The organism is Hylemonella sp. GW821-FHT12C09, from assembly GCF_058807395.1.
The window spans coordinates 415,361-436,537 of record NZ_JBXAQQ010000002.1 but is presented as its reverse complement, the minus strand read 5'-3'; the positions used below and the strand labels follow the sequence as shown (position 1 = coordinate 436,537).

The window sequence follows — 21,177 nt, the reverse complement described above, 5'->3', positions numbered from 1 at the left end:
TCCTTCTCGTTTCCATACACCACCTCCGGTTTCATCGACCACCTTAACAAAGTGTCTTTGAAACCGGCAGCAGCCCATATGGCCGCAGAAATAAGCAAAACTTGGGGGGCGTCAAGATTCGGCAAGCTCTTTACGGGAGCCCCTGACTGGCAACTCAACTTGGATACGGCGCCGCTGCATTTGAAGCGTGAGCGCGAACTGGCCCAAAAATTTTGATTAGGACTTTCCCTTGGTAGACAGCGATAGGCCGTTTTGTCAAGTGCGACCTGCGGAATGAGTGCTACCGTCTCTCGCCATCAGAAAACAAGGAGCATCGTGTGGATGGAGTCGAGAAAGCACCAGCAGATTTCCCTCGAGAGAGTGCACCAGGAGGCGCCAGTGGCGTACAGCCCAAGCTTTTGGTAACTAAGGTGGGCGACCGATTCAGTGCTGAAGTTGACGAAGAGGAAATCTACCGTCGTTGGTTGGTATGCGAGGACCTCGTCCAACAGCTCGTAGTAAAGACGGTCAAGCGAATGCGGGAGGGCCGAGTCGCGGACCTGGACGATTACGTCAACAAATTGCAGCAATGGCTGGAAGCCCAGGAGTGGGAGGGATGGAAGGTGACCTGGCCAGAAGCGCGATGGATGTGCGTCCGAATTAAAACGCTGGCCGAGGAACAAGAAGGATTGACGTGACGCAGTTCGAAACCTGGAGCGACATTGGCTTCAGGCAGGCCATCGACGGAAGTTCGCTGTTCAGAGAGGTTGTCCGCGTTCGAAAGGCGCTTCGCGAGGAAAACAGTGGTCAGTTGCGGGCGCGGCTCAATTCGCTCACCAAGGTGTTGGAAGAGGCGGAGCGTCTCAATCGAGCAGTCCGATTGGGGGAGACAAGTCTCAAGATGGTCGGGCTGCTTGACGACTGGGCTTTAGCTGACGAAGAGCGCCTTGTGCTCGGATTTGAAGCGGTACACGCTTACCTAGTGATAGCAGGCGCACGATTCAAACGGTCGCCGAGTACCAAATTCAACTGGTATGAGCAACGTGGCCTTGAAGCCCTGCTACTGAGGGCGGTTGATTCCGGAGGGCTACAGCTCAACTCTTCGGAGCAGGTGGTTTTTACCAGGACTGGTCGGATGGGCTTGATGCGTGTCCTGAATCCGCTGTCTTTCATCAACTTCAAAAGTTGGGCGGCAATACAACCGGGACGGTCAGCCTCGCAGTTAGAACAAGACCGGCAGCAGGTAGATGCGGTCGAGGAGTTGATAGCGGCGGACCTGCTGTCAGCAACATACGACCAATATGAATGAAGACGGTGGTGACGCTGGACACCTGCGGCAGCTGCACCTCGGTCAGCTCGCCACTCTCGTCTTCGAAGTTCGTGTCAGCAATCTTCTTTTGCCCTTTGGAAATCAACTTCACCAAGGCGCGCAGACGCTTGCGCACTGCCTCCAACATGGGAACGGTCACACCTTCCCACCACTCATCGCTAGACACTGATTGAATCAGCACCATCTCTGCCTTAATGGCAGGAATGGCCACCCATGAGCTCAAGGGAGTTGGTGGGGTGGATGGGCTCGAAGGCCGGGTTGGCCGCCTCGAGGTAGTACGTCCCTGCGCAAGTCTGGCGCAGGGACTTGACTGTGAACTCCCCGTCGACGACGGCCACGATGATGTCGCAGGCGGCGGTGGGGCTGTTGTGCTCGACAACGACCAAGTCACCGTCAAAGATGCCGGCGTCCTTCATGCTGTCGCCGCGGACCTTGTGCACGGAGGTCCGAGCTGGGTTGTCGATGAGGTTGTCGTCCAGGGTGATGAGCTCAGGCTCTTCCTGTGTTGCTGGCTGGGGTAAGGCCCCACAAGGCAGTTTGCTATTTGGAAGATACAGGCAGTACTAATTCTTAGCGAAGCTTTTGAGGTCGATACGAGTTGTTGAATCGCTCAATATGCCGAGTCAACTCAGAGCACATGCATCTCTTGGTCAACGAACTTCGAGTGCTTCTCGAGTGCCGGTATGAGAATGCCGTCAGCGTAGCCACATCCCACTGTTTGGATGGACTTCTGCCCTCTCTTATCTGCAGCTTCAGGGGAATGCCCCAAGCCTGCCACCAGACTAGCTAGCATAAGGCTGTAGCCGGGGTGCCATGCTTCCAACTGGGGGAACGTTCCTTTCAGTGCAGACAAAATTCGCATCCCCGACCAATCCAAGTCGCCCCAGAAATAGACAGCTCGAGAAGAATCGGGGGTGAATAGCCAACTCTCAAAATCGGCTTGGCCGGGACCGCCTAATTCCCCTTTATGGGAGAAGTACAGGGACACCGTTTCGCGTGCTCGCAGTCGAGTGGCGCTTCCCTTGAATCCAGAGGCGTAGACAAGAGCAAGCCTACCGAACGCTGACGAGGTCGAGCGAATGGCTTGTTCGAAGCTCATCTGGTTCTCAATAAAAAGCACGGCATCAAACCCACCCTTGGGAAGGTAGACCTGCAATTGAATTGGGGACTCTGAGAATGGACACTCGTCCAGCGCCAACACAGCCGCGACCAGACCAGTACGGTTATCCAGAATCTTGGACATCCCCCAAAAGAGCCTGGATGAGACCTCGCGTAGCATCAAGTTCGAGGTGGCGAGCTCTTTGAGACCGTTGAGCTGGCGAACAATATCAGACATGTCGCGGTCAGGCAGTTCAATGCAATATCCGCCCGCCGCCGCTTTGGCTGTAGGGGAGGCATCCAGATGCTGCTCAATCGCTTCGCGCCATCGTTCAGTCGCAGACTTTATGCGCTCCGGGCGGTTGACGGCGTTTCGGACAGCGTCAATGCTCAGGACCTTGACGCGAGGTTGTTGGTCGTAACCCGCAACAGAACGACGAGCCGACTCAGGGGTTACCTGAAGCCAACCCAGTTCCACCAGCTTGAGAAACTGTTCCCAAAGGTGTTCCTTGTCGGACTCGAACCGCGCGTTGTAAAGCGCAGGCCAAGTTGTGGCGTTGAGCGCAACAGTTTGGGCCGATGCGCTACCGCGTGCCTCGGCTCTATCGAGTCGGTCGACGAGTTTGTTCAGGAGGGCCTGCACAGCAGGGCTACTGACCCAGGTTGGCGCGTTACTCATGGTACAGGTGTCTCGGATGCCGATTCTTGGGACTCCGGTTCCGGGTTCTCTTGGTCAAAAAGCTGCTTGGCCTTTTCGCGGGCCAGCTGTCGCTGGCGAGTCCAAAGTTCGCGCATTTTGTCCGACTTGAATATGCGTTCGTCGGACTCGGTGATGAAGTTCAGCTCGCCGTTCTCAACCGGTTGCAAACGGGTAAAGCAATACTCACGGGAGAACTCATCGCGCAGAGCACCCACCTTCATGGTTGGCATGGCGCTGATGACCTGCAAATCCAGGTTGTCCCGCAGGAATCCCAGAACGGCGCGAGCGCGCTTCTCATCCATGCGAGAGAAAGACTCATCGCTGGCCAGCAATTTCAGACTGGCCCCTTTCTCAAACATCTTCAGTCGATTGGTCACGACAGCAGCACGCACGATGTAAGCCGGCGTCTCTAGCTGACCGCCAGAGCCAGTGCCCCATTCGGATAGCTTGACCACATTGCCCGTGGCAGGCGTGTTCAGGATGTCGTAGCGACGATAGTTGCGATAGTCGGCGATACGCATAAGCTCTTTGGCAGCACGCTCCTGGTCATCGTCAAGCAGAAGCTTGACCAGCTTGTCGCGAATCTCAGTGTGCTTAGGGCTCAGCTGAGTCTCGCCGAAGAGGTCCATTGGCTCGGCTGAATCTGCAAGACGGGTTACCGCTTCAAAGAAGCTCAGATACTCCTCGAACTCGGGCTCCCATTTGCTCCAGTCAATGGTGAAGCTGTCAGACCCGAATTTGAGATTTTTGAGCTCATTGTTGAGTTGGCGCAGGTCGCGCACACCGTCGACAACGCGGCTGTTGATTTCCACACAGAACTGCTTGGTAAAGACATCATGAAATGACTTCTCAGCTTTGTCGAGTTCAATACGGTTGTTGTACAAACCGATTTTCCGAAGTCCAATAAGGGCTTGCGAAACTTCTTTCTCAAGAGAAATCAACGGGGCATAGTTGACCTCAAACGAGTCTGCGGCGTGGCTGAAGGTCAGAGTGGTTGAGAACTTCTCATCCGACTTAGCCACTGTGTTGTAGTCGTACAAGGCTTCACGGGCTTGGCTGAGCAACCCATCTGCCTTATTGGCCGCACCTGCTGCAATAGCAGCCTCTAACGTACCCTTGAAATTCTCGATTCGCTGGTCAATCTCAGAAGAGAGCTTGGTGTAGCTCAATTCAGCATTGGACTCCACCAAGTGCTTCATCCGCTTGATTTGGGCTTCAACAGCCTCCAGTCGGGCAAGCTTTTGCCCTTCGATGACTTGTATCAGGCCCTTGGCCGTCTTTACCTGGCCGGCAAGAGTCGCTCGCTCGCCCACTGCCGCATCATTTTTCTTACCGTATTCAAGGATTTGCTGCTCAATCCCATGGAGCTCCGCCTCGAGGTCAGTTATCTCATGCAAATCCAGGGTGCGAAGGGTCTGAGTACACTGGTCAATCGTGTGAGCGCTGCCTTGCAAGGGGGCGGCGTCAAACGTGGGGCGGCTCAGCCCCTGCAGAGCTTGCTTGACGCTTTCAAGTTGGGTTACAACGGCGGTCAGTTTGGTAACCCCTGGAGTCGCGTTTTCGAGCTCTTGAATTACTCGGGCAAGCGCGTCTTGACGGGATTTTTGGCCAAAGACACATTCACGTACGTCGCACGTGAACATCGTACGACCCGCTGAGCCTTTTCCGTCCACAGTCAACCCTCGCGGGGTGCTGCGGAGCTCCTCGGCGTCCTTAACCTTGACCACGGGGCCGTATTGGTCAATGAGGTAGGCCCACGCGATGGGGTTGGCGGACTTCAGCTCGTGAACGATGGAATCTGCGGGAGGGTGCTTTCCTTCAGCATGCCTGAGGCAAAGAGCTCCCTGAATAATCTTGGCGGGGATGTTCTTTGAGCGCAGAAGGTTGATGGCACGGGACTCCCATTCCGTTCCTACAATGATGTTAAAACGAGCACCGTCCAAGTACCCTTCGATAGCCTTCTGCCATTTCTCGCCCTTGGGCTCGACCAAATCGCACAGAACTTGGGCGTTGCTCTCAGGGTAGGTTTCTTTGAGCAATCTGACAGCGACATCTGTAGCCCGAGGGTACTCGACCTGTCCCCGGGAAAGTCGTCCCTTACGTTGCTCCAGGTCGCTAATTCTCCCGGCTGCCTCTTCCTTTTGCTTTGCAATGAGCACTGAATCCGATGCAACCGCCAAGGACACACTCTGGTCGGCGCCAATCATGGCGTCCAGCAGAGATTCAACCCCTTCGTTAGCCCCCTGGAAAGCGCGAACCAAGCCATAGAGCTGCTCTACGTTCAGGTCAGGTTTGGGTAGGATGTCGACAACTAGGTCGTGACACGCATGAAGGCGAGAGAAGTCCGTATTGCCAAGCACGTACGCAATACGAGAAACCGCGGCATCAAGGTTTTTTGCTTCTTCAGGGATTGCGCGAGAAATCAAGTCTTTCGCACGATTCTCCAGAAGGGCTGCGGATGTCAGAGCTGCGTACAGGGTGTTCAAGGTCGCCCGTGCGACCCTGTCAGCTTCCGCTAATTCCTCTTCCAGCTCCTTCTTCTTTGCATGGGCAGGGATACCTTGAAGTCGTGCCGCCAAAGCAATGCGCTGACCGTCCAAGGCCTGTACTCTTTCCTTCCAGCCGACCATGTCGATATTTAAATCTTCGCTGCGCTTCTCCCAGTCGCCAATTTGCTTCTGCTTTTCTGCAACGGAGTCGGCATCACGCCGCAATGCCAACTTGGCAATGAACATGTCGTGTTGTACCGACGCTTCATATGCCGCGCTGGTGGCCAGCAAGGACTTTTGCAGCCCAGCTAACCGTTCGGCGTTTTGTTCAAGTCGGATGCTCTCCTGGCGCAGATTGCTGACCTTTCGCATCAGACCACTGATGTTGTCGATTTCCTGCTGCAGCTGCTTTTCGTCAAAGGAGAGAATTTCGTCGCGGACCAGTTCATGAACTGAGCCAATGGGCTTGTAAGCAATCGACTGAGCGAATGCGCGGGCAGCGCTCGTGGCTTCGTCGCGAGTAACGCTGGAGCGGCCTCGGAATCGGCCATACAAAGCAGAAAGGTAGTCGGACTTCTTGTCGTTGAAGTCGTGCACTCGTTGGTACTTGACTCCAAGGTGCTTGACCACGCGGTCAACTTCGACGCATTCACCTGAGTCGACGTCCTTCATGAAGTCTTCGTACGTGAGAGCCGCATCATCGACGATGGCGAGCGCAATGCTTTCGAGTCGAGCTTGACGAGAGTCGCTGTTGCCTTCGACGCGGGCCGCAGCCGCCACCAATGCTGTAAACGGCTTCAGGTTGTCTTCGCCCTCGCCGGGTCGGAAAACGGCGGCCATGTAGCCCTGAGCCCCGTTAGGGCGTGAGAAGTTGCTGTAATCGGCTCCCACGATGTAGGACTCCATCGTGCGCTTGGTCTTGCCACGCTTCTGGCCCTGAGAAACTTCATCCTGTCCAGCGTTGTAGACAAGAATGTTCTTGTTGGCGCCAGTCATAATCGTCTGCAGGGCGTCAATCAGAGTGGTCTTTCCAGAACCGGATTCTCCGCTGAGCAGAGTCATGTCTCCCAACTCAAAGTCACCGGGGCGCAGCTGTCCCCAGTTGATAAGCACGAGTTTGTCGAGTTTCATTCCTGGGGCTCCTGGGCTTGCGCCGCGGGTTCAATCGCTCCGTCTGCGTCAAGGGCAGCCGCAAGCGCTTCGTTGCTGACGATGCCCAAAATTGTGGGTCGGATGACGAGGTAGGCGTCCTCGTCGTCGATGGAGAACGACGAGAGGTAGTAAATAATTCGGTGGCGCCTCAATTCCCGAAGCAAGCCCATCCGGTCTTCCTTGCTTGCAGGGAACTCGCGTTTAATCTGGGACTTGAGGGTTACGGCGAGGTCTTCAAAGTTCACCATGACTTCGGCCTGCTGGTCAATCAAGCCCTGGTTGAGCTTCTCTTGGTAGAGAAATCGCAGGGCAAGCGCGGCTGCCACGAAGTCACTTGAAAGCTGAGCGCGAAGCGACGGCACCGGTGTCAGGTCGTCAGATACAACGCCGTCAGCAATGGCTCCTGGAGCGTATAACCTGAAGAACTGGGCGTTAATGTCGTGGTGCAAGTTGAGCCCAATAATCTCGAAGTACTCGGACAGCGCGGATTCGATACGGCGCGCATCGTCATAGAGGAGTTGCTCGGTCTTGTCCTCGTCTCGAACCATGACGCCATAGGCCAGAAGTCTGGTAGCGATTTCACGGAATCGCTCCATGGACAGGTTTGCATCGGCAAGACGCTCTCTCAGTTCAGTGGTGAGGCTCATTCTTCTCTCTTGAAGGCAATTTCGTAGTCGTATCCGCGGTAGTACTCGTTCTCAATGCGTTGAGGCAACTTCGTGGCCACAAGGTCTGAGCCTTTGGTATTTCTGGCGGCTTCGACAGCCTGCAACACGCCAATGAGGTCGCGTGCGGTGTCGGGTGTAAGGGAGGACAGCCGAACAGGGTGACGATAGAGCCGAAGGTCGGCCCTGAGCTTGTTGGCAATCTCCTCGTTGGGGAGTGAAAATGCCTCTGACTCAGCCCGGTTCATAGCCGCCATAAGGCGAGCTTCGCGACTTGCGCGTGGTTGGACAGAAATGGTGGAGGCCTTGCGACGCTGGGATACCGTCCTCAGCTTGAAGTTGGCAGGGTCTAGCAAGCGCACTTCCGATGACGCAATCCTGTTTCCGATGTCCCTCAGCAGTCTGTCCTGGCTGGCCACGTTCATCCCAGAAAGGCGCCTTACGGCATTGAGGTAAGCGTGCCTTCCGTGGCCCACTTGCACCATCATGGACTGCTGAACCAAACCCGTTACTCGACGGATGTAGGTGTCCATCGCTTTCACGAAGGTGGGTTGCTTCGTTTCGCACGCTGCGTTCACCAGGTCGTCGATACGGTCAAGGAGCCAGTCAAATACTGCTGTTCCGGTATGTTCTTTGACTGCCCACTGTGCAATGTCATGGAGCTGTTGCTCCATGCGTTTGAACTTGACGTCAGAGAGGCTGACGCGCAGGGCTTCAATTTTTTGGCGAATTGATTGACGATTAAGCGTGGCGCTGTCCGCAGTCAGTTGTTTGGAGTAATCGCGTTGAAAGCGTTCGAGGAACTCTACGAAATCATCCCATTGGGAATGGAGCGTGGCCTCCCTCATCAGGTCACGGATGCGCTGCTGCAGGTAGTCGATGCCGTCAGTGAGGTCTTCGATGACCTTTTCGGCGTACTCGTAGGCGTCAACCAAGTCATGAGCGTCTCCTCTTTCACTGAGCGCTGCTTCCAGAGCATTGCGGCACCCACGCATGTTTCGTTGCCGACTACGGCTGGGCCTATCCAAAGACCACAGGGCTTCGGCAAATAACTTGCCGGGCCGTGAAAGCCGAAATGCGGTGACGAGGCCATTACGGTCAGCGAACTGCTCAAGCCACCCATCCGCAAGCAGGGCACGGATGACCATGTTGGTGAGAACTGCCGGGTCGCTGGACTCCGGAGAATTGAACTCGTCCTCTCCTTCGTCTAATGTCACTTTGTCTTGGTACTCCCTTACGACTGGGAGCATCAATTCGCGCAGCGACTCGCGGTTCAGGTTGTGGGAATAATCGGCTGCTGGACCGTGAAGCCGTTCAAACAAAGCGCGCAGGCAAGCGACAATCACCTCCCGACGGGAGCTGTTCAGTGGCCTGAAAAACTTTTGGCGTTCTGCCTCGAAAAACACTGGTGAAATCACAAAGCAATTCCTTGTACAGCCGCGCTCATTTGTCTGTTATCGCACCTATATGTCGCGCCCAGTTCAGCGCTTCCTCCAGATTTAAATACTGGCTAGCGTAAGCCTTTCGCATCAGGCCATCGGGCAAAGCCCAGTCCCACTTCTCGCGTCGCAGATTGCGTACGTCCGACAGGAGAGTCTCCAGGGGCGGAGGTTCGTCGATGCCTGCGTCAATCAAAGCATCAACAATATCCTCGGTCGAGTTTCCCGTCTTGATGACTTCCACACCGGGACCGGATGGGGTTGCGGTGTATCCGCGTCGAATAAGCAAGCACGCGATAGCCTCGTTTGCTGCATCCCCCAGCCATGTCAGGAGAAGGACCTCACGCCCTTGGTCCAGCACCACCGTGTGCTCCAACCCCATCCGACTATAAAAGTCTCGCGCTTCTGCTAAAAGCTGCCTGGCGGTTTCATCCAAGAATGCCGGGACGTCCCGTGATTCCAGCAGTTCCCGCATCTCTTGCCTTACCCGCGTATGAGTTCGTCCAACGCCGCCCGAGAAGAGCGGTGGGACGCCACCTGAGGTCCGAGTGACGTAGATGGTCTTTTGCTCTTCGTCGACCTCGTCCACTCGCCACGTCCGACCGGCAAAAAGGATGCGTTGGCCTGGTGTGAGCATCATCGCTACAGGGATGGTGCCAAGGGTTTTTCCTCCGGCAACAACGCGGAACTCTTCGTCGGAGGCAAACGCAGCATAGAAGGTGTAGTGGTTGACGAACTTTTCACCCAGACCACCGTGAAGCAAAGTTCCTGAGGAGTCCTGAAGCAGCATGTCTTTCTGCCCCAAGTGCCTGAGAAGCTCAACAAACTCCGCTTTCGTTACGCCAGCGAAGGGCGTATTGAGAGCACAAAGCAAATCGTAGAGCTCACCAGCTGTACTGCCCCCGGTCTGGGCAATGGAAGACAGGATTTGCTGGATAAGCGTTGAGAGGTGCAGCCCCTTGGTACTGGGCGGTTCGAACCAGTTTTCCAGGAGCAACAAGACCATGGCGGCCATCTGAACCGTCCCGAGCCTGAGCTTGTCATCTAGCGAAGCCGCTGGACCTACCTCGTCCTCAATGCAATACCCCCGCAGGATGGCTGCTTCGCCCTTCCTACGTCCAGAACGCCCCAGTCGCTGCCTCAAACTGGCCACGGACGGCGGAGAGCCTACCTGAGCAACGCTCTTGACCGACCCGATGTCAATGCCAAGCTCTAAGGTGTTCGTACAGATGGCGGTTGCAGGATATTCCTTTTGCTTTAGCGCGGCCTCAGTTTCGGTCCGGATTTCCTTGGACAGACTGCCGTGATGAGGCCAGAACTCATTCGGGACCTGATTTTGTTCGCAAAGCTTGTTGAGCAGGTGGGTGTACCGCTCGACTTCCCTGCGGGAATTGGGAAACACCAGGTTGTTGGAGCCTCGCAGAACTCTGAACAGGTGTGCGCCGACTTGAGCAGGTGTAGTCGGCTCGGCGGCATCTTCGTCATCCCCCGACTCATCAAGAACCAACGGCTCGACGTAGCCTTTGACGAGCACTTTGAGCTCGATTCCCGACGACTTAGATTCCACCATGGCCACCGTTGGGCCTTTGCCGGGCCGGAGGAAATCTGCGGCTAAGCGCATGTCTCCAAGGGTGGCCGACAGGCCAATGCGCGGCACGGTTCTGCCCAGAGACTGTTCAATGCGATGCATCAGGGATTGCAGTTGCTTGCCTCGCTCTGAGCCAATGAAGGCGTGCAACTCGTCAACGACGAAGTAGCTGGCGTTCTGGAAGATGGCGGCTACTGATGAGCCTCGATTGCACAGCAGTGCTTCCAGGGACTCCGGCGTGATGAGCAAGACACCGTGGCGTTTGGTTAGAAATTTAGCTTTACTGGTAGACGAAATATCTCCATGCCAGGGCCAGACCGGAATCTCAAGGTTCTCGCAGAGCCGGTCAAGTCGACCAAACTGGTCGTTGATGAGGGCCTTGAGGGGGCTGATGTAGACCACGAGCCCCTCAGGAGACTGCTGCATGAGCCGAGTCAGTGCTGGGAAAAAAGCTGCTTCTGTTTTACCCGCTGCTGTAGCCGCAGCAATGATGACGTCCCGGTCAGCCTTAACAATAAGAGGAATGGCCGCCTCTTGCGCGTCCCTGAGCTCTTCCCAGCCTTCAGCCCAAATGAATCGCTGGATACGTTCATCCAGCAAAAAGAACGAGGAGCTGTTCTCTGCCATTCACTGAGGTCGATTACAGCTTGAACGAAGCCAAGTCTTCGTCTTCGTCGACGGCGAGGTCTGTCGCGCCACCTGTATCCGCCGCTACCTCAAGGCCTCCAAGCAACGAGGTCCACTCAATCCCCGGGTTCTGTTCGAGAACAGCCAACAGATTCACAAAGGATGTGATGGTGGTTCGGGGAGTCCTGAAGTACGCATCGCCAATTCGGTTGGAACAGTGCTCCATGAAGCTGTAGATGCCGTTGTCCGGTAAGAGGTACTTGCCGATGTCGCCCGAAGCGTAGACATGCCGCACTTTTTGGAGAAGCACGTAGAAATCTTCGGGCGTGAGGCTGGAGAGTCGGACAACCGGGCCGCTGAAATCAACGAGACCTCCCGCAGCAAAGGTGTTTTGAGCCAATCGGCTCTGCAAGGCCGGGTAGCTGTAAAGGCCCCGACGTGTATCGAGCAGGAACTCAGGGGTTCCTCCCAGGACAAAGCCCAGCCCAACAGCTGAGCCCTGCAGTGAGTCGTTCAGGATGCGAAGAATCTGCTCATAGTTCGCATTGCGAGCCTGGGTGTTGGCAAGCTTGTAGAGGTTGACCAGCTCGTCTAGGCTGACCAACAGCCCGGAGAACCCAGCCAACCGGACAAACCGAGCCATCAGCTTGAGCTGGTCGTAGACGGCAGCGTCATCCACGATGGTGCGAACTCCCAAAGCCTGCTTGGCGTCCGTTTTCGTCGAGAACTCACCGCGTAGCCATCGAATTGCATCAGACTTGAGTTGTTCGTTGTCTTCTTCAACGCCGCGGCAGTAAGCCGCAATGACATCAGCAAAGTCATAGCCGTTCACCAGCTCGGTGAGCTGTTCCAGCTTTTGGCGGATGACTGCTTCAGTTGATGTCCCCGCGGCTTTCGCTTCCGTTTTGCTGGTTGCAATGAATTTCTCAACTATGCCAGCCAATGCTCCGCCCTCAGGCTTGGTTCGGGTAGCAAGATTGCGCATGAGTTCCGCATACAGGGAACGTGCCTGGCCACCGCTGGCATGAAGACGTCGGTCAGGATTCAGGTCGGCATTGGCAACGACCAGTTTCTTCTCTAGCGCTACGGCACGAACAAGGTTCAAGAAGAAGGTTTTACCTGCGCCGTATTCGCCGATGACGATGCGGAAGCCAGAGCCGCTATCTGTAATCCGGTCGATGTCGCTCACTAAGGTCTCAATCTCTCGGGTGCGACCGACCTGAATCAAGTGCTGCCCTGTACGCGGCACAACACCAGCACGAAGGGACTGGATGACTGCATCTCGGTCTTTGGGGCGGATAGGTGTTGTCATGCTTCGATTTTCTCAAGGACTTCGGTGTTTACCGTTATCGGGTCTTCGCCTTCGGTGAGTGCCATGTCGTGTGCGTCAAACGAGGCGTCGTTGATACGTTCCAAGGCCCCATCCAGCATCAGGTCAAGGTCAGCTGCGACATCCAGTAGCTCCTGACGGCTCCACTCAGGGCGGGACAAAAGCAGCCGAGCCAATGAGCTGTGTGCTTCGTCCAGACCAAGAAGACCGGACCCGCTGGAGGTCTCTTCCTGTTCGGCTTCCGGCTCTGGTGCCACAGGCGCAATGACTTCGTCTTCCTTGAAGATATTGGACAAGAGTGCGGAGACTCTTTCGGTGTCCTTCTGCAGAGCGGCAATACGTGCGGGGTCCAGCTTGAAGCCAGCTTCCTCGGGCTTTGCAACGGCGCTGCCTGCAGCAGCTGCATGGACGTCGCTGAAAACCTTCTTGGGCTCGACCCCAAGTGCCTGATAGACCTTCTCCAGCATCTTCACTTCGTCAGGAGTGACGGTACCGTCAGCTTGAGCAAGTGTCGCCATGAACGAGGCGATTGCTTCCCGGGCAGAGAGCTCCAGAGGTTCCAGCTTTTTCTTCAAAGCAGGCAATGACACTGGGGTGTCAATCAATAGTCGCAAGTGCGCCATCAGGCGCTGCAAGTGGCCTGGCGTCAGGTGGCTCCAGGACTGAATCTGGGTCCTAAGGTGGGCCATTTCCTGGGCCGAGAAGTCGCCATCAGCGGTCGCAACAGCGGCAGAGAGTTGCAGGGTCAGTAGAGCGGCTTGGTAGGCAGGAGAGTTTCTGACGAGAGGCTCGACGGGGTGGTGAGCAAACAAAACCACCTTCTCATCTAGCTTGGGAGGCTTGGCACCATTGAGGACGTCAGGCTCCATCCCAATGTTCAGAGACTCCAGTGCTCTGGCAAAACCCGTGACCTTGTCTTTGGACGGCACACCTTGGGCTTCAAAGGTGGTCAGCAGTTCCTGGAACGGCATAGCGAGCAAGCCTGCGCCCATTCGTTTTGTCAAACCATCTAGCGCCGCTTTGGGTTTGTCTGGCCATAGTGTGACTGGCAATTGAAGCAAGCCCTCTAGGCTGTTGCGTTGGCTGGGGTTCTTGCCAACAAAGCGGCTGTAAGAGCTGAGCTCCTCGGTCGTCTTGTCGACGAGCTGACGCAGTTTTCCAACGGGTGCCGTCAGCACTGTGACATCAGGTGTATCCCCGAAAGTGAGCTTGATTTCGTTATAGCCTCGGAACCCCGCCGAAGCTGGACGGTAGACCAATTTGAGCTTGGTCTTATTCCGAGGAAGCGTCAGTCCCGCCCCAAATTCCTGCGTGTACTTGAGCAAGAAGAGCTTGTCGAACTCATCTGGGCATCGAATTGCCGGTGTTCGAAGTGAGATGGTAGGGTCCAGTTTGGCCCAGGCCAATGCCAGCGCAGGAGGAATAGGAACTCCGTCCAATGCTGCTCGACCGAGAGCCAAGCGGATGTAAGAAGGGAGTTCCCACGTTTTTTCGAATGCCGGAACAGGAGCAAGATAAAGGTCCGACTTGTAGCTTGATACATCAAGCCAGCTCAGGAGCTCCGAGGCGTATCGTTTGAAAGAAGATGACGATTCACCATAGATTTTCAACAGCCTCCTGACCTCCTTTCCAATCAGGGGCCAGTCTTCTTCAACTGACGGGTCTTTAGCCGCGTCGATAATTGCACGGCGTTCCAGTCCGTAGAAGTACAAGAAGACATAGCCAATGGCGGCTTCGGGATGCTTCCTTCCGTCAACCAACCAGTCGAGGTAGGCCCTGCGAGCTTCCTTGGGGATTTCAGAGTAGCTAGGCCAGTACCCGTCCAAGGGCTCTGTGAAGTCACCGCGGGCAGAAACAGATTTGTTGGGGTCAATCAGGCAGGGGTCGTTATGGCCATAAGGGGTCGGCAGGGATGTCCCGACATACAGCATCCCGCCAGTGAGATTCGCGCCGGCCACCGCGACCGACTCCTCTGGCTTCAGCCAGTTGGCTGGACCTAGGCCCTTGGGCTTGGCCGGGACTTTGAAAGCGCTGCTGCCTTCCGAGAGGGCATGAATCCCCATGGAGACGGGTCTGTCCTCGGTTGGGTCTTGTCTTTGCGTGTAGTCGCGCTGGTGAGGCGGCTGGTCGACTTGGTCTGGGGACTGGTTGGACTTCTTATAGAAGTAGACCGCGACACCGATTACGACGAGAACGCCGATTCCTATCCAGACCTCTTTGGGGATGGATGCCAGGACCACGAGAACAATCCCGACCAGTACCAGGGTACCTGCCCCGGCGTCTTTTTTCTTGGCCATTTTTTCCTCCAAGGCTCAATATACCGAAGTCTGGAGGTATACCCATAAGGGGGAAACCAAGGCAGTAGTGTTGCCTCCCGAGTCGGGTTGGCGTGCATGGAAAAAGGCCAAGCAAAAGAGCCAAGGAGGGTATCTCTTCTCGACCCTTGATATGCCTGTGCGACCCTTGGCAAGGCTTGCTTGGCAACAAGAAAATCTTTTCAGTCTACTGCGCCAATCCCGCTAAAGCAAAATGTGTCCAAACGGGAACTAAAGCATAAAGCGGCCACAAGGCCGCTTTATGCTTTACGGGACATCAAGGCCGGGGCATCCGCTGGATGGTGTGGTGGAGAGGAGGAGGATCGAACTCCCGACCTTCGCATTGCGAACGCGACGCTCTCCCAGCTGAGCTACCCCCCCACACGTGAAGAAATTCTAGCCATCCCTGGCCGCTCCCGCCAGGGGCACATTCAAGCCCAGGCGGTCAGTTCCCAGCGGTGCCAGTCTTCGCGCTGCCAGCTGAAGCCCCGGCCGGTGGAGAGGCGGTAGTCGCCGGTCGTTTCGCGCGCCACCCAGCGACCGATTTCCGGTGCCAGCCACAGGGTGTCACGCCGGATGGTTTCTGCGCGTGAGATGTCGCGGTGCTGCAGGCGTATGAGTTTTTCGATGCGCAGGGCCAGCCGGGGGCCGCTGGCCAAGGCCACGCGTTCCCAGCCCTGCACCGTGGTGTGCTGGGTGATCCAGTAGCGGAAGGAATCGTTGTCGATGCGGTAGGTGGTGCGGTGCACGCTGAGGCTGCCCGGGCTCAGGTCGGCCGGCCACAGGGGCATGGCCTGCTCGTAGTTGAGCACATCGTCCCGGGCAAACTCGCGCAGCACCTGGCCCCAGGGCTGCTGCAGTTCCTCCTGCTCGGCTGCGTCAGCGGCATCGCTGCGGATGCGGATGCGCACCCGCGGCTCCAGGGCTGTCACCTCGTGGGTCTCCGTGGCGAGCAGGGCGCTGTTGTAGCCGTTGTACTTGCGGTAGGTCCAGCGCTGGCCCGCAGCCGGTGGGCGCAGGCCGACGGGCTGGGCGGGTGGTGCGGCCACTTCGGTGCGCAGCCCGGCCAGGGGCTGGTAGGCGCAGCCGGCGGGCAGGGCCAGCAGGGCCAGGCTGAGTTTTCGGCGGGTGAGGTTCATGCACTAAGCTCCAGGTTCGGGACGCTATCATTCTGGCAGCCCATTTCCGCAGCATCACCCCGAACAGGAAAGACCATGAAACCCAACCTGCCCTTTGCCCTGCTGCGCCGCAGCTTATTCACGGCCACCGTTTCTGCCGTGCTGGCCCTGCCGGCCCTGGCGGCCGACAACGTCAAGATCGGCCTGCTGTCCACGCTGTCCGGCCCGGGCGCCGGCCTGGGCATCGACATCCGCGACGGTTTCCAGCTAGCGGTCAAGCTGAATGGTGGCAAGCTCGGCGGTCTGCCGGCCGAGGTGATCGTCGCCGACGACCAGGCCAGCCCCGACGTGGGCCGCCAGACGGCGGACCGCCTGGTCAAGCGCGACAAGGTGGATTTCATGACCGGCATCGTCTTCTCCAACGTCATGCTGGCCGCAGGTGCACCCACCTTCGCGGCCAAGACCTTCTACATCAGCGCCAACGCCGGCCCCTCGCAGCTCGCGGGCGAGCAGTGCAACCCCTATTTCTTCAGCGCTTCCTACCAGAACGACAACCAGCACGAGGCCGTGGGCAAGACCGTCTCCGACAAGGGCTTCAAGCGCGTGGCGCTGATCGCCCCCAACTACCCTGCGGGCAAGGACGCGCTGGCCGGCTTCAAGCGTTATTACAAGGGCGGCGAGATCGTCTCCGAGAGCTACACGCCGTTGAACCTGCTGGACTACGGCAGCGAGCTGTCCAAGCTGCGCGCCGCCAAGCCCGACGCGGTCTACATCTTCCTGCCCGGTGGCCTGGGCATCAACTTCATCAAGCAGTTCGTGGGTGCCGGCCTGTCCAAGGACATGACGCTCTTCGGCCCCGGCTTCTCGGGCGACGAGGACGTGATCAAGGCCGTGGGCAACCCCATGCTGGGCATGTTCAACAGCTCGCAGTGGGCGCATGACCTGGACAATGCCGCCAACAAGGCCTTCGTGGCCGCCTTCGAGAAGGAATACGGCCGCCTGCCCACGCTCTACGCCTCGCAGGGTTACGACGCGGCGCAGCTGATCGGTGCAGCCGTGCGCGACAGCAAGGGCAAGCTGGATGACAAGGCCGCCGTGCACAAGGCACTCAAGGCCGCCAGGTTCGATTCCGTGCGCGGTGGCTTCAAGTTCAACAGCAACCAGTTCCCCATCCAGGACTATTACCTGCGTGTCATCACCAGCGACAGCAAGGGCCGCGTGACCAACCGCACCATCGGCACCATCTTCAAGAACCACGCCGACGCCTACGCTGCCAACTGCAAGATGCCGGGGCTCTGATCCGGGCGACGTATTCCTGCAGGTGATGACCGGCATTCTCATCCTGGAGCAGGCCCTCAACGGCCTGCAGTTCGGGCTCATGCTCTTTCTGCTGGCGGCCGGGCTCACCCTGGTCTTCGGCATCATGGACATGATCAACCTGGCCCACGGCTCGCTCTACATGGTGGGCGCCTACCTGGTGGCTGCGGCCACCACGGCCAGCGGCTCCTTCTGGATCGGGCTGGGCGCGGGTGTGGTCGGCGCGGCGCTCTTCGGTGTGCTGCTCGAACTCACCGTGCTGCGCCGTCTCTACACGCGTGACCATCTCTCGCAGGTGCTGGGCACCTTCGCCATCCTGCTCATGTGCAATGAGGCGGTGCGTTTCATCTGGGGTTCGCAGCCGGTGATGCTGAGCCCGCCGGACGCGCTGGCCGGCCCGGTGGAGCTGTTCAGCGGCTTTTATTACCCGGCCTACCGCCTGCTCATCATCGGTGTGGGCCTGCTCGTGGCCGCGGGCCTGTGGGGGCTGATCACGCGCACGCGCATCGGCATGCAGCTGCGCGCGGGCGCCTCCAATCGCGAGATGGCCCTGGCCATGGGCGTGCCGGTGCGTGCCTTGTTCACCGCGCTTTTCGGCCTGGGCGCGGCGCTGTGCGCCGTGGCCGGTGGTCTGCTGGGGCCGCTGCTGGCGGTGCAGGTGGGCATGGGCGAGAGCATCCTGATCCTGGCCTTTGTGGTCATCGTCATCGGCGGCATCGGCTCGGTGCGCGGTGCGCTGCTCGGTGCCCTGCTGGTGGGGGTGGTGGATACCGCGGGGCGCGCGCTGATCCCGCTGCTCTTCGGCGCCGTGCTCGGCCCCGCCGCGGCCGACAATGCCGGCCCGGCCGTGGCCTCCATCCTGATCTACGTGCTGATGGCCGCCGTGCTGTTCTTCAAGCCGCGCGGTCTTTTCCCTGCCCATGGCTGATCCTGTCGTGCATCACGTGCCGCAACGCGGTCTGCTCGACCACGCCCTGGGCTGGCGCTGGGCCCTGCCACTCTTCGCGCTGTTGCTGGCCCTGCCGCTGATCACGCCGCTGGTCGGTGGCGACTTCTACCTGGGCCTGGCTGCGCGCATCCTGATCTTTGCGCTGGCCGCCACCAGCCTCAACCTCATCCTCGGTTTCGGCGGTTTGGTCAGCTTCGGCCACGCGGCCTTTGTGGGGGTGGGGGCCTACACGGCCGGCGTGCTGCTGCAGGCCGGGGTGACCTCGGCCTGGCTGCTGTGGCCTGCTGCGATGCTGGTGTCAGCGCTCTTCGCGGCGCTGATCGGCGCCGTCAGCCTGCGCACGCGCGGGGTCTACTTCATCATGATCACGCTGGCCTTTGCGCAGATGCTCTATTACCTGGCGCTGTCCACCAAGGCCTACGGCGGTGACGACGGCCTCTCGCTGGCCGCGCGCGGCACCCTGGGCGCGGGGCTGGACCTGGCCAACGAGCGCACCTTCTACTGGGCCACGCTGGTCCTGGTGACGCTGGCCCTGCTGTTCGTCTGGCGCCTGCTCAACGCGCGCTTCGGCCACGCCCTGCTGGCCATGCGCGAGAACGAGCAGCGCATGGAGGCCGTGGGGTTCGCGGTCTACGGCCACCGGCTCGTCGCTTTTGTCATGGCCGGGGCCCTGGCCGGCCTGGCCGGCGCGCTGCTGGCCAGCCTCGGTGGTTTTGTCAGCCCGTCCATGATGCAGTGGGGCCAGTCCGGCCTGCTCATGGTCATGGTCATCCTCGGTGGGGTGGGGCATCTGTGGGGGGGCGTGATCGGCGCCGTGGTCTTCCTGCTGCTCGAAGAGGTGCTGAGCCACTACACCATCTACTGGCAGTTCGTGCTGGGGGCCGCCTTGCTGGCTGTGGTGCTGGCCGCGCCCAATGGCTTGATGAGCCTGCTCAAGCGCAAGGAGCGGGCATGAGCATGAGCGTCGCCGGGCCGCCCCAAGACGCGAAGGCCCCCTCGGGGGGCAGCGCAGCACACGAAGTGGCAAGCGTGGGGGCGCCGAACTTGCTGCAGGTTCGTGGACTGCTCAAGCGTTATGGCGGCCTCGTGGCCACGGACCAGCTCGACCTGAGCGTGCGCGCCGGCGAGATCCACGCCCTCATCGGCCCCAACGGTGCGGGCAAGACCACACTGATCCAGCAGCTCTCGGGTGCGCTGGCACCCGACGCCGGGTCCATCACTTTCGACGGGGCCGACATCACGCCGCTGTCCATGCACGAGCGCGTGCATCGCGGTCTGGCCCGGTCCTACCAGATCACCAGCATCTTCCATCGCCTCTCGGTGCTGGACAACGTGGCCCTGGCCCTGCAGGCGCGCAGCGGCAGCAGCCTGCGTTTCTGGGCCGCGGCACGCGCCGAGGCGCAACGTCATGCGCAGGCTGTGGCCGTGCTGGAGCGTGTGGGCCTGGGCCAGCGGCTGGCCCAGCTGGCCGGCGCGCTTTCGCACGGCGAGCAGCGCCAGCTGGAGGTGGGCATCGCGCTGGCCACCGGCGCCAAGCTGCTGCTGCTGGACGAGCCCATGGCCGGCATGGGGCCCGAGGAGTCCGAGCGCATGGTGGCCCTGCTCCTGGGCCTGCGCGGTCAGCTGACCCTGCTGCTGGTGGAGCACGACATGGACGCGGTGTTCCGCCTGGCCGACACCATCTCGGTGCTCGTCGCTGGTCGCGTCATCGCCAGCGGGGCACCAGACCTCATCCGCGCCGATGCCGAGGTACGGCGGGCCTACCTGGGCGACGAAGTCGAGGCGGGCGCCTGATGCTGCACCCGGCCCCGACACCCATGGTCCCGCCTGCGGCGCGCACCGTTCGCGCCTGGTGGCGTTTCCATCCCCTGACCCTCCTCGTTGGTCTCCTGCTGCAGCTGCATCTGGGTTATCTCCTGTGCGTGGACCAGTTCAACCCGGTGCCCGAAGCCGGGCAACTGGTGCAGATGCCGGTCGAGGTGCTGCAGCTGCGGGAGCGTGTGCCGCATCTGCAGGTGCGGCTGGCCGACGAGACGCAGCGCAGCATGGAGTTCCCGGTGTCGGCGGCCCTGCTCGCGACGGCGCACACGCCGCTGGACGAAGCCGGGGAGCGGGACAGCCTGCCGGGCTGCATGGGTTATGTGCTGGGTGTGCCCATGCGTTGGGTGTCGGACGAACGTTTCCGCATCTGGGAGCTGCACTGCGGTCCCGTGCACCGGGTCCATGCCGAGTTCAAGGCCAGCTACGAGGCGGCGGCCCGCGAGGCGCAGCGCGCCATGGAGTGGCACGGCGGGGTCATCCTCCTGCTCACCCTCCTGGTCCTGTGGCTGGAGTGGCGTGCCTTGCGGCGCTGGGGGCGGGTATGAGCGCGCTGCTCGAAGTCACCGATCTGCAGACCGCCTACGGCCCCAGCCAGGTGCTGTTCGGCATCAGCTTCACGGTCGAGGCAGGGGGCGTGGCCACCCTGCTGGGCCGCAATGGCATGGGCAAGACCACCACCGTGCGCTCCATCCTGGGGCTGACGCCGCCGCGCACAGGCGTGGTGCGTTTCCTCGGTGAACGCATCGACGGCCTCAGCCCGGACCGCATCGCGCGCATGGGCCTGGCCCTGGTGCCCGAGGGCCGGCAGATCTTCCCCAACCTGACGGTCGAGGAGAATCTGCGCGCCTTCGCGGCCGATCGCCGCGCTTCCGCCCAGCCCTGGACGCTGGAGCGCGTCTATGAACTCTTCCCCGCCTTGCCGGGGCGCCGGCGCCACATGGGCAACCAGCTCTCGGGTGGCGAGCAGCAGATGCTGGCCATCGGCCGCGCGCTGATGACCAACCCGCAGCTGCTGATCCTGGACGAGGCCAGCGAGGGCCTGGCGCCGCTGATCCGCGAACAGATCTGGGCCTGCCTGGACCAATTGCGCGCGCAGGGCCAGAGCATCCTGGTGATCGACAAGTACGTGCAGCGACTCATCCAATTGGCGGATCGTCACACCATCATCGAACGCGGCCGGGTGGTCTGGGCGGGGCCTTCGGCCGAGCTGGCCGCCGATCCGGGCCTCTGGCATCGTTATCTGGGGGTCTGAAGGCGCAG

General features: G+C 59.4%; 18 protein-coding genes and 1 tRNA gene. 9 read left to right on the top strand and 10 right to left on the bottom strand.

Annotated features, from left to right (window positions below; genetic code table 11):
• The 3 genes from AC1RRP_RS05845 to AC1RRP_RS05835 all read left to right on the top strand — a co-directional run.
• Window positions 1-216, top strand: a 216-nt coding sequence (locus tag AC1RRP_RS05845; RefSeq protein WP_493034163.1) for a hypothetical protein, incomplete at its 5' end; no start/stop codon positions are given.
• A 101-nt stretch (window positions 217-317) separates the two neighbouring features.
• The gene (locus AC1RRP_RS05840) at window positions 318-677 is read left to right on the top strand and encodes a hypothetical protein (protein ID WP_493034161.1); all 360 of its coding nucleotides are present in this window, start codon (window positions 318-320) and stop codon (window positions 675-677) included.
• On the top strand, window positions 674-1,288 hold the full coding sequence (locus AC1RRP_RS05835) for a GSU2403 family nucleotidyltransferase fold protein (protein ID WP_493034159.1): 615 nt from the start codon (window positions 674-676) through the stop codon (window positions 1,286-1,288). Before AC1RRP_RS05840 ends, AC1RRP_RS05835 begins: the two co-directional genes overlap by 4 nt.
• A 212-nt stretch (window positions 1,289-1,500) precedes the next feature.
• Here the strand turns inward: AC1RRP_RS05835 and AC1RRP_RS05830 are convergent, their stop codons facing one another.
• The 10 genes from AC1RRP_RS05830 to AC1RRP_RS05785 form a co-directional block, all read right to left on the bottom strand.
• Window positions 1,501-1,773: a LexA family protein gene (locus AC1RRP_RS05830; protein WP_493034186.1), complete on the bottom strand. Its 273-nt coding sequence runs from the start codon at window positions 1,771-1,773 to the stop codon at window positions 1,501-1,503.
• Between the two features lie 164 nt (window positions 1,774-1,937).
• On the bottom strand, window positions 1,938-3,086 hold the full coding sequence (locus AC1RRP_RS05825) for a Wadjet anti-phage system protein JetD domain-containing protein (protein WP_493034157.1): 1,149 nt from the start codon (window positions 3,084-3,086) through the stop codon (window positions 1,938-1,940).
• Window positions 3,083-6,727: an SbcC/MukB-like Walker B domain-containing protein gene (locus AC1RRP_RS05820; protein WP_493034155.1), complete on the bottom strand. Its 3,645-nt coding sequence runs from the start codon at window positions 6,725-6,727 to the stop codon at window positions 3,083-3,085. The genes AC1RRP_RS05825 and AC1RRP_RS05820 overlap by 4 nt, the downstream gene beginning before the upstream one ends.
• Entirely contained in the window at window positions 6,724-7,395 is a 672-nt protein-coding gene (locus AC1RRP_RS05815) for a DUF4194 domain-containing protein (protein ID WP_493034154.1), read from the bottom strand. The genes AC1RRP_RS05820 and AC1RRP_RS05815 overlap by 4 nt, the downstream gene beginning before the upstream one ends.
• Entirely contained in the window at window positions 7,392-8,831 is a 1,440-nt protein-coding gene (locus tag AC1RRP_RS05810; RefSeq protein ID WP_493034152.1) for a Wadjet anti-phage system protein JetA family protein, read from the bottom strand. The genes AC1RRP_RS05815 and AC1RRP_RS05810 overlap by 4 nt, the downstream gene beginning before the upstream one ends.
• Before the next feature lie 25 nt (window positions 8,832-8,856).
• On the bottom strand, window positions 8,857-11,067 hold the full coding sequence (locus tag AC1RRP_RS05805; RefSeq protein WP_493034150.1) for a DEAD/DEAH box helicase: 2,211 nt from the start codon (window positions 11,065-11,067) through the stop codon (window positions 8,857-8,859).
• 13 nt (window positions 11,068-11,080) lie between these two features.
• On the bottom strand, window positions 11,081-12,379 hold the full coding sequence (locus AC1RRP_RS05800; protein ID WP_493034148.1) for an ATP-binding protein: 1,299 nt from the start codon (window positions 12,377-12,379) through the stop codon (window positions 11,081-11,083).
• Window positions 12,376-14,694 (bottom strand): tellurite resistance TerB family protein, encoded by a 2,319-nt coding sequence (locus AC1RRP_RS05795; protein WP_493034146.1) that lies wholly within the window; start codon window positions 14,692-14,694, stop codon window positions 12,376-12,378. Before AC1RRP_RS05795 ends, AC1RRP_RS05800 begins: the two co-directional genes overlap by 4 nt.
• A 323-nt stretch (window positions 14,695-15,017) precedes the next feature.
• Window positions 15,018-15,093 (bottom strand) — tRNA-Ala (locus AC1RRP_RS05790).
• A gap of 50 nt (window positions 15,094-15,143) precedes the next feature.
• Complete coding sequence (locus tag AC1RRP_RS05785) at window positions 15,144-15,851, bottom strand: hypothetical protein (RefSeq protein ID WP_493034144.1); 708 nt, start codon at window positions 15,849-15,851, stop codon at window positions 15,144-15,146.
• 75 nt (window positions 15,852-15,926) lie between these two features.
• Here AC1RRP_RS05785 and AC1RRP_RS05780 point away from each other — a divergent pair, with 75 nt between their 5' ends.
• The 6 genes from AC1RRP_RS05780 to AC1RRP_RS05755 all read left to right on the top strand — a co-directional run bounded on the left by AC1RRP_RS05780 (window position 15,927) and on the right by AC1RRP_RS05755 (window position 21,169).
• Window positions 15,927-17,129 carry an ABC transporter substrate-binding protein gene (locus AC1RRP_RS05780; RefSeq protein ID WP_493034142.1) on the top strand — a complete coding sequence of 401 codons (1,203 nt, stop codon included), beginning with the start codon at window positions 15,927-15,929 and terminating at the stop codon, window positions 17,127-17,129.
• 25 nt (window positions 17,130-17,154) lie between these two features.
• Window positions 17,155-18,075, top strand: a complete 921-nt coding sequence (locus AC1RRP_RS05775; RefSeq protein WP_493034140.1) for a branched-chain amino acid ABC transporter permease — start codon at window positions 17,155-17,157, stop codon at window positions 18,073-18,075.
• Window positions 18,068-19,051 (top strand): branched-chain amino acid ABC transporter permease, encoded by a 984-nt coding sequence (locus AC1RRP_RS05770; protein WP_493034138.1) that lies wholly within the window; start codon window positions 18,068-18,070, stop codon window positions 19,049-19,051. The genes AC1RRP_RS05775 and AC1RRP_RS05770 overlap by 8 nt, the downstream gene beginning before the upstream one ends.
• Window positions 19,052-19,125: 74 nt before the next feature.
• Window positions 19,126-19,890: an ABC transporter ATP-binding protein gene (locus AC1RRP_RS05765; protein ID WP_493034184.1), complete on the top strand. Its 765-nt coding sequence runs from the start codon at window positions 19,126-19,128 to the stop codon at window positions 19,888-19,890.
• On the top strand, window positions 19,890-20,462 hold the full coding sequence (locus AC1RRP_RS05760) for a hypothetical protein (protein WP_493034136.1): 573 nt from the start codon (window positions 19,890-19,892) through the stop codon (window positions 20,460-20,462). The genes AC1RRP_RS05765 and AC1RRP_RS05760 overlap by 1 nt, the downstream gene beginning before the upstream one ends.
• Complete coding sequence (locus AC1RRP_RS05755; protein WP_493034134.1) at window positions 20,459-21,169, top strand: ABC transporter ATP-binding protein; 711 nt, start codon at window positions 20,459-20,461, stop codon at window positions 21,167-21,169. The genes AC1RRP_RS05760 and AC1RRP_RS05755 overlap by 4 nt, the downstream gene beginning before the upstream one ends.
• The last annotated feature ends 8 nt before the right edge of the window (window positions 21,170-21,177 follow it).

Coding starts and splice junctions, on each gene's coding strand:
- AC1RRP_RS05815 (WP_493034154.1), bottom strand. CDS start 7,395: ATGAGCCTCACCACTGAACTGAGAGAGCGTCTTGCCGATGCAAACCTG.
- AC1RRP_RS05800 (WP_493034148.1), bottom strand. CDS start 12,379: ATGACAACACCTATCCGCCCCAAAGACCGAGATGCAGTCATCCAGTCC.
- AC1RRP_RS05785 (WP_493034144.1), bottom strand. CDS start 15,851: ATGAACCTCACCCGCCGAAAACTCAGCCTGGCCCTGCTGGCCCTGCCC.
- AC1RRP_RS05820 (WP_493034155.1), bottom strand. CDS start 6,727: ATGAAACTCGACAAACTCGTGCTTATCAACTGGGGACAGCTGCGCCCC.
- AC1RRP_RS05805 (WP_493034150.1), bottom strand. CDS start 11,067: ATGGCAGAGAACAGCTCCTCGTTCTTTTTGCTGGATGAACGTATCCAG.
- AC1RRP_RS05760 (WP_493034136.1), top strand. CDS start 19,890: ATGCTGCACCCGGCCCCGACACCCATGGTCCCGCCTGCGGCGCGCACC.
- AC1RRP_RS05825 (WP_493034157.1), bottom strand. CDS start 3,086: ATGAGTAACGCGCCAACCTGGGTCAGTAGCCCTGCTGTGCAGGCCCTC.
- AC1RRP_RS05770 (WP_493034138.1), top strand. CDS start 18,068: ATGGCTGATCCTGTCGTGCATCACGTGCCGCAACGCGGTCTGCTCGAC.
- AC1RRP_RS05795 (WP_493034146.1), bottom strand. CDS start 14,694: ATGGCCAAGAAAAAAGACGCCGGGGCAGGTACCCTGGTACTGGTCGGG.
- AC1RRP_RS05780 (WP_493034142.1), top strand. CDS start 15,927: ATGAAACCCAACCTGCCCTTTGCCCTGCTGCGCCGCAGCTTATTCACG.
- AC1RRP_RS05755 (WP_493034134.1), top strand. CDS start 20,459: ATGAGCGCGCTGCTCGAAGTCACCGATCTGCAGACCGCCTACGGCCCC.
- AC1RRP_RS05775 (WP_493034140.1), top strand. CDS start 17,155: ATGACCGGCATTCTCATCCTGGAGCAGGCCCTCAACGGCCTGCAGTTC.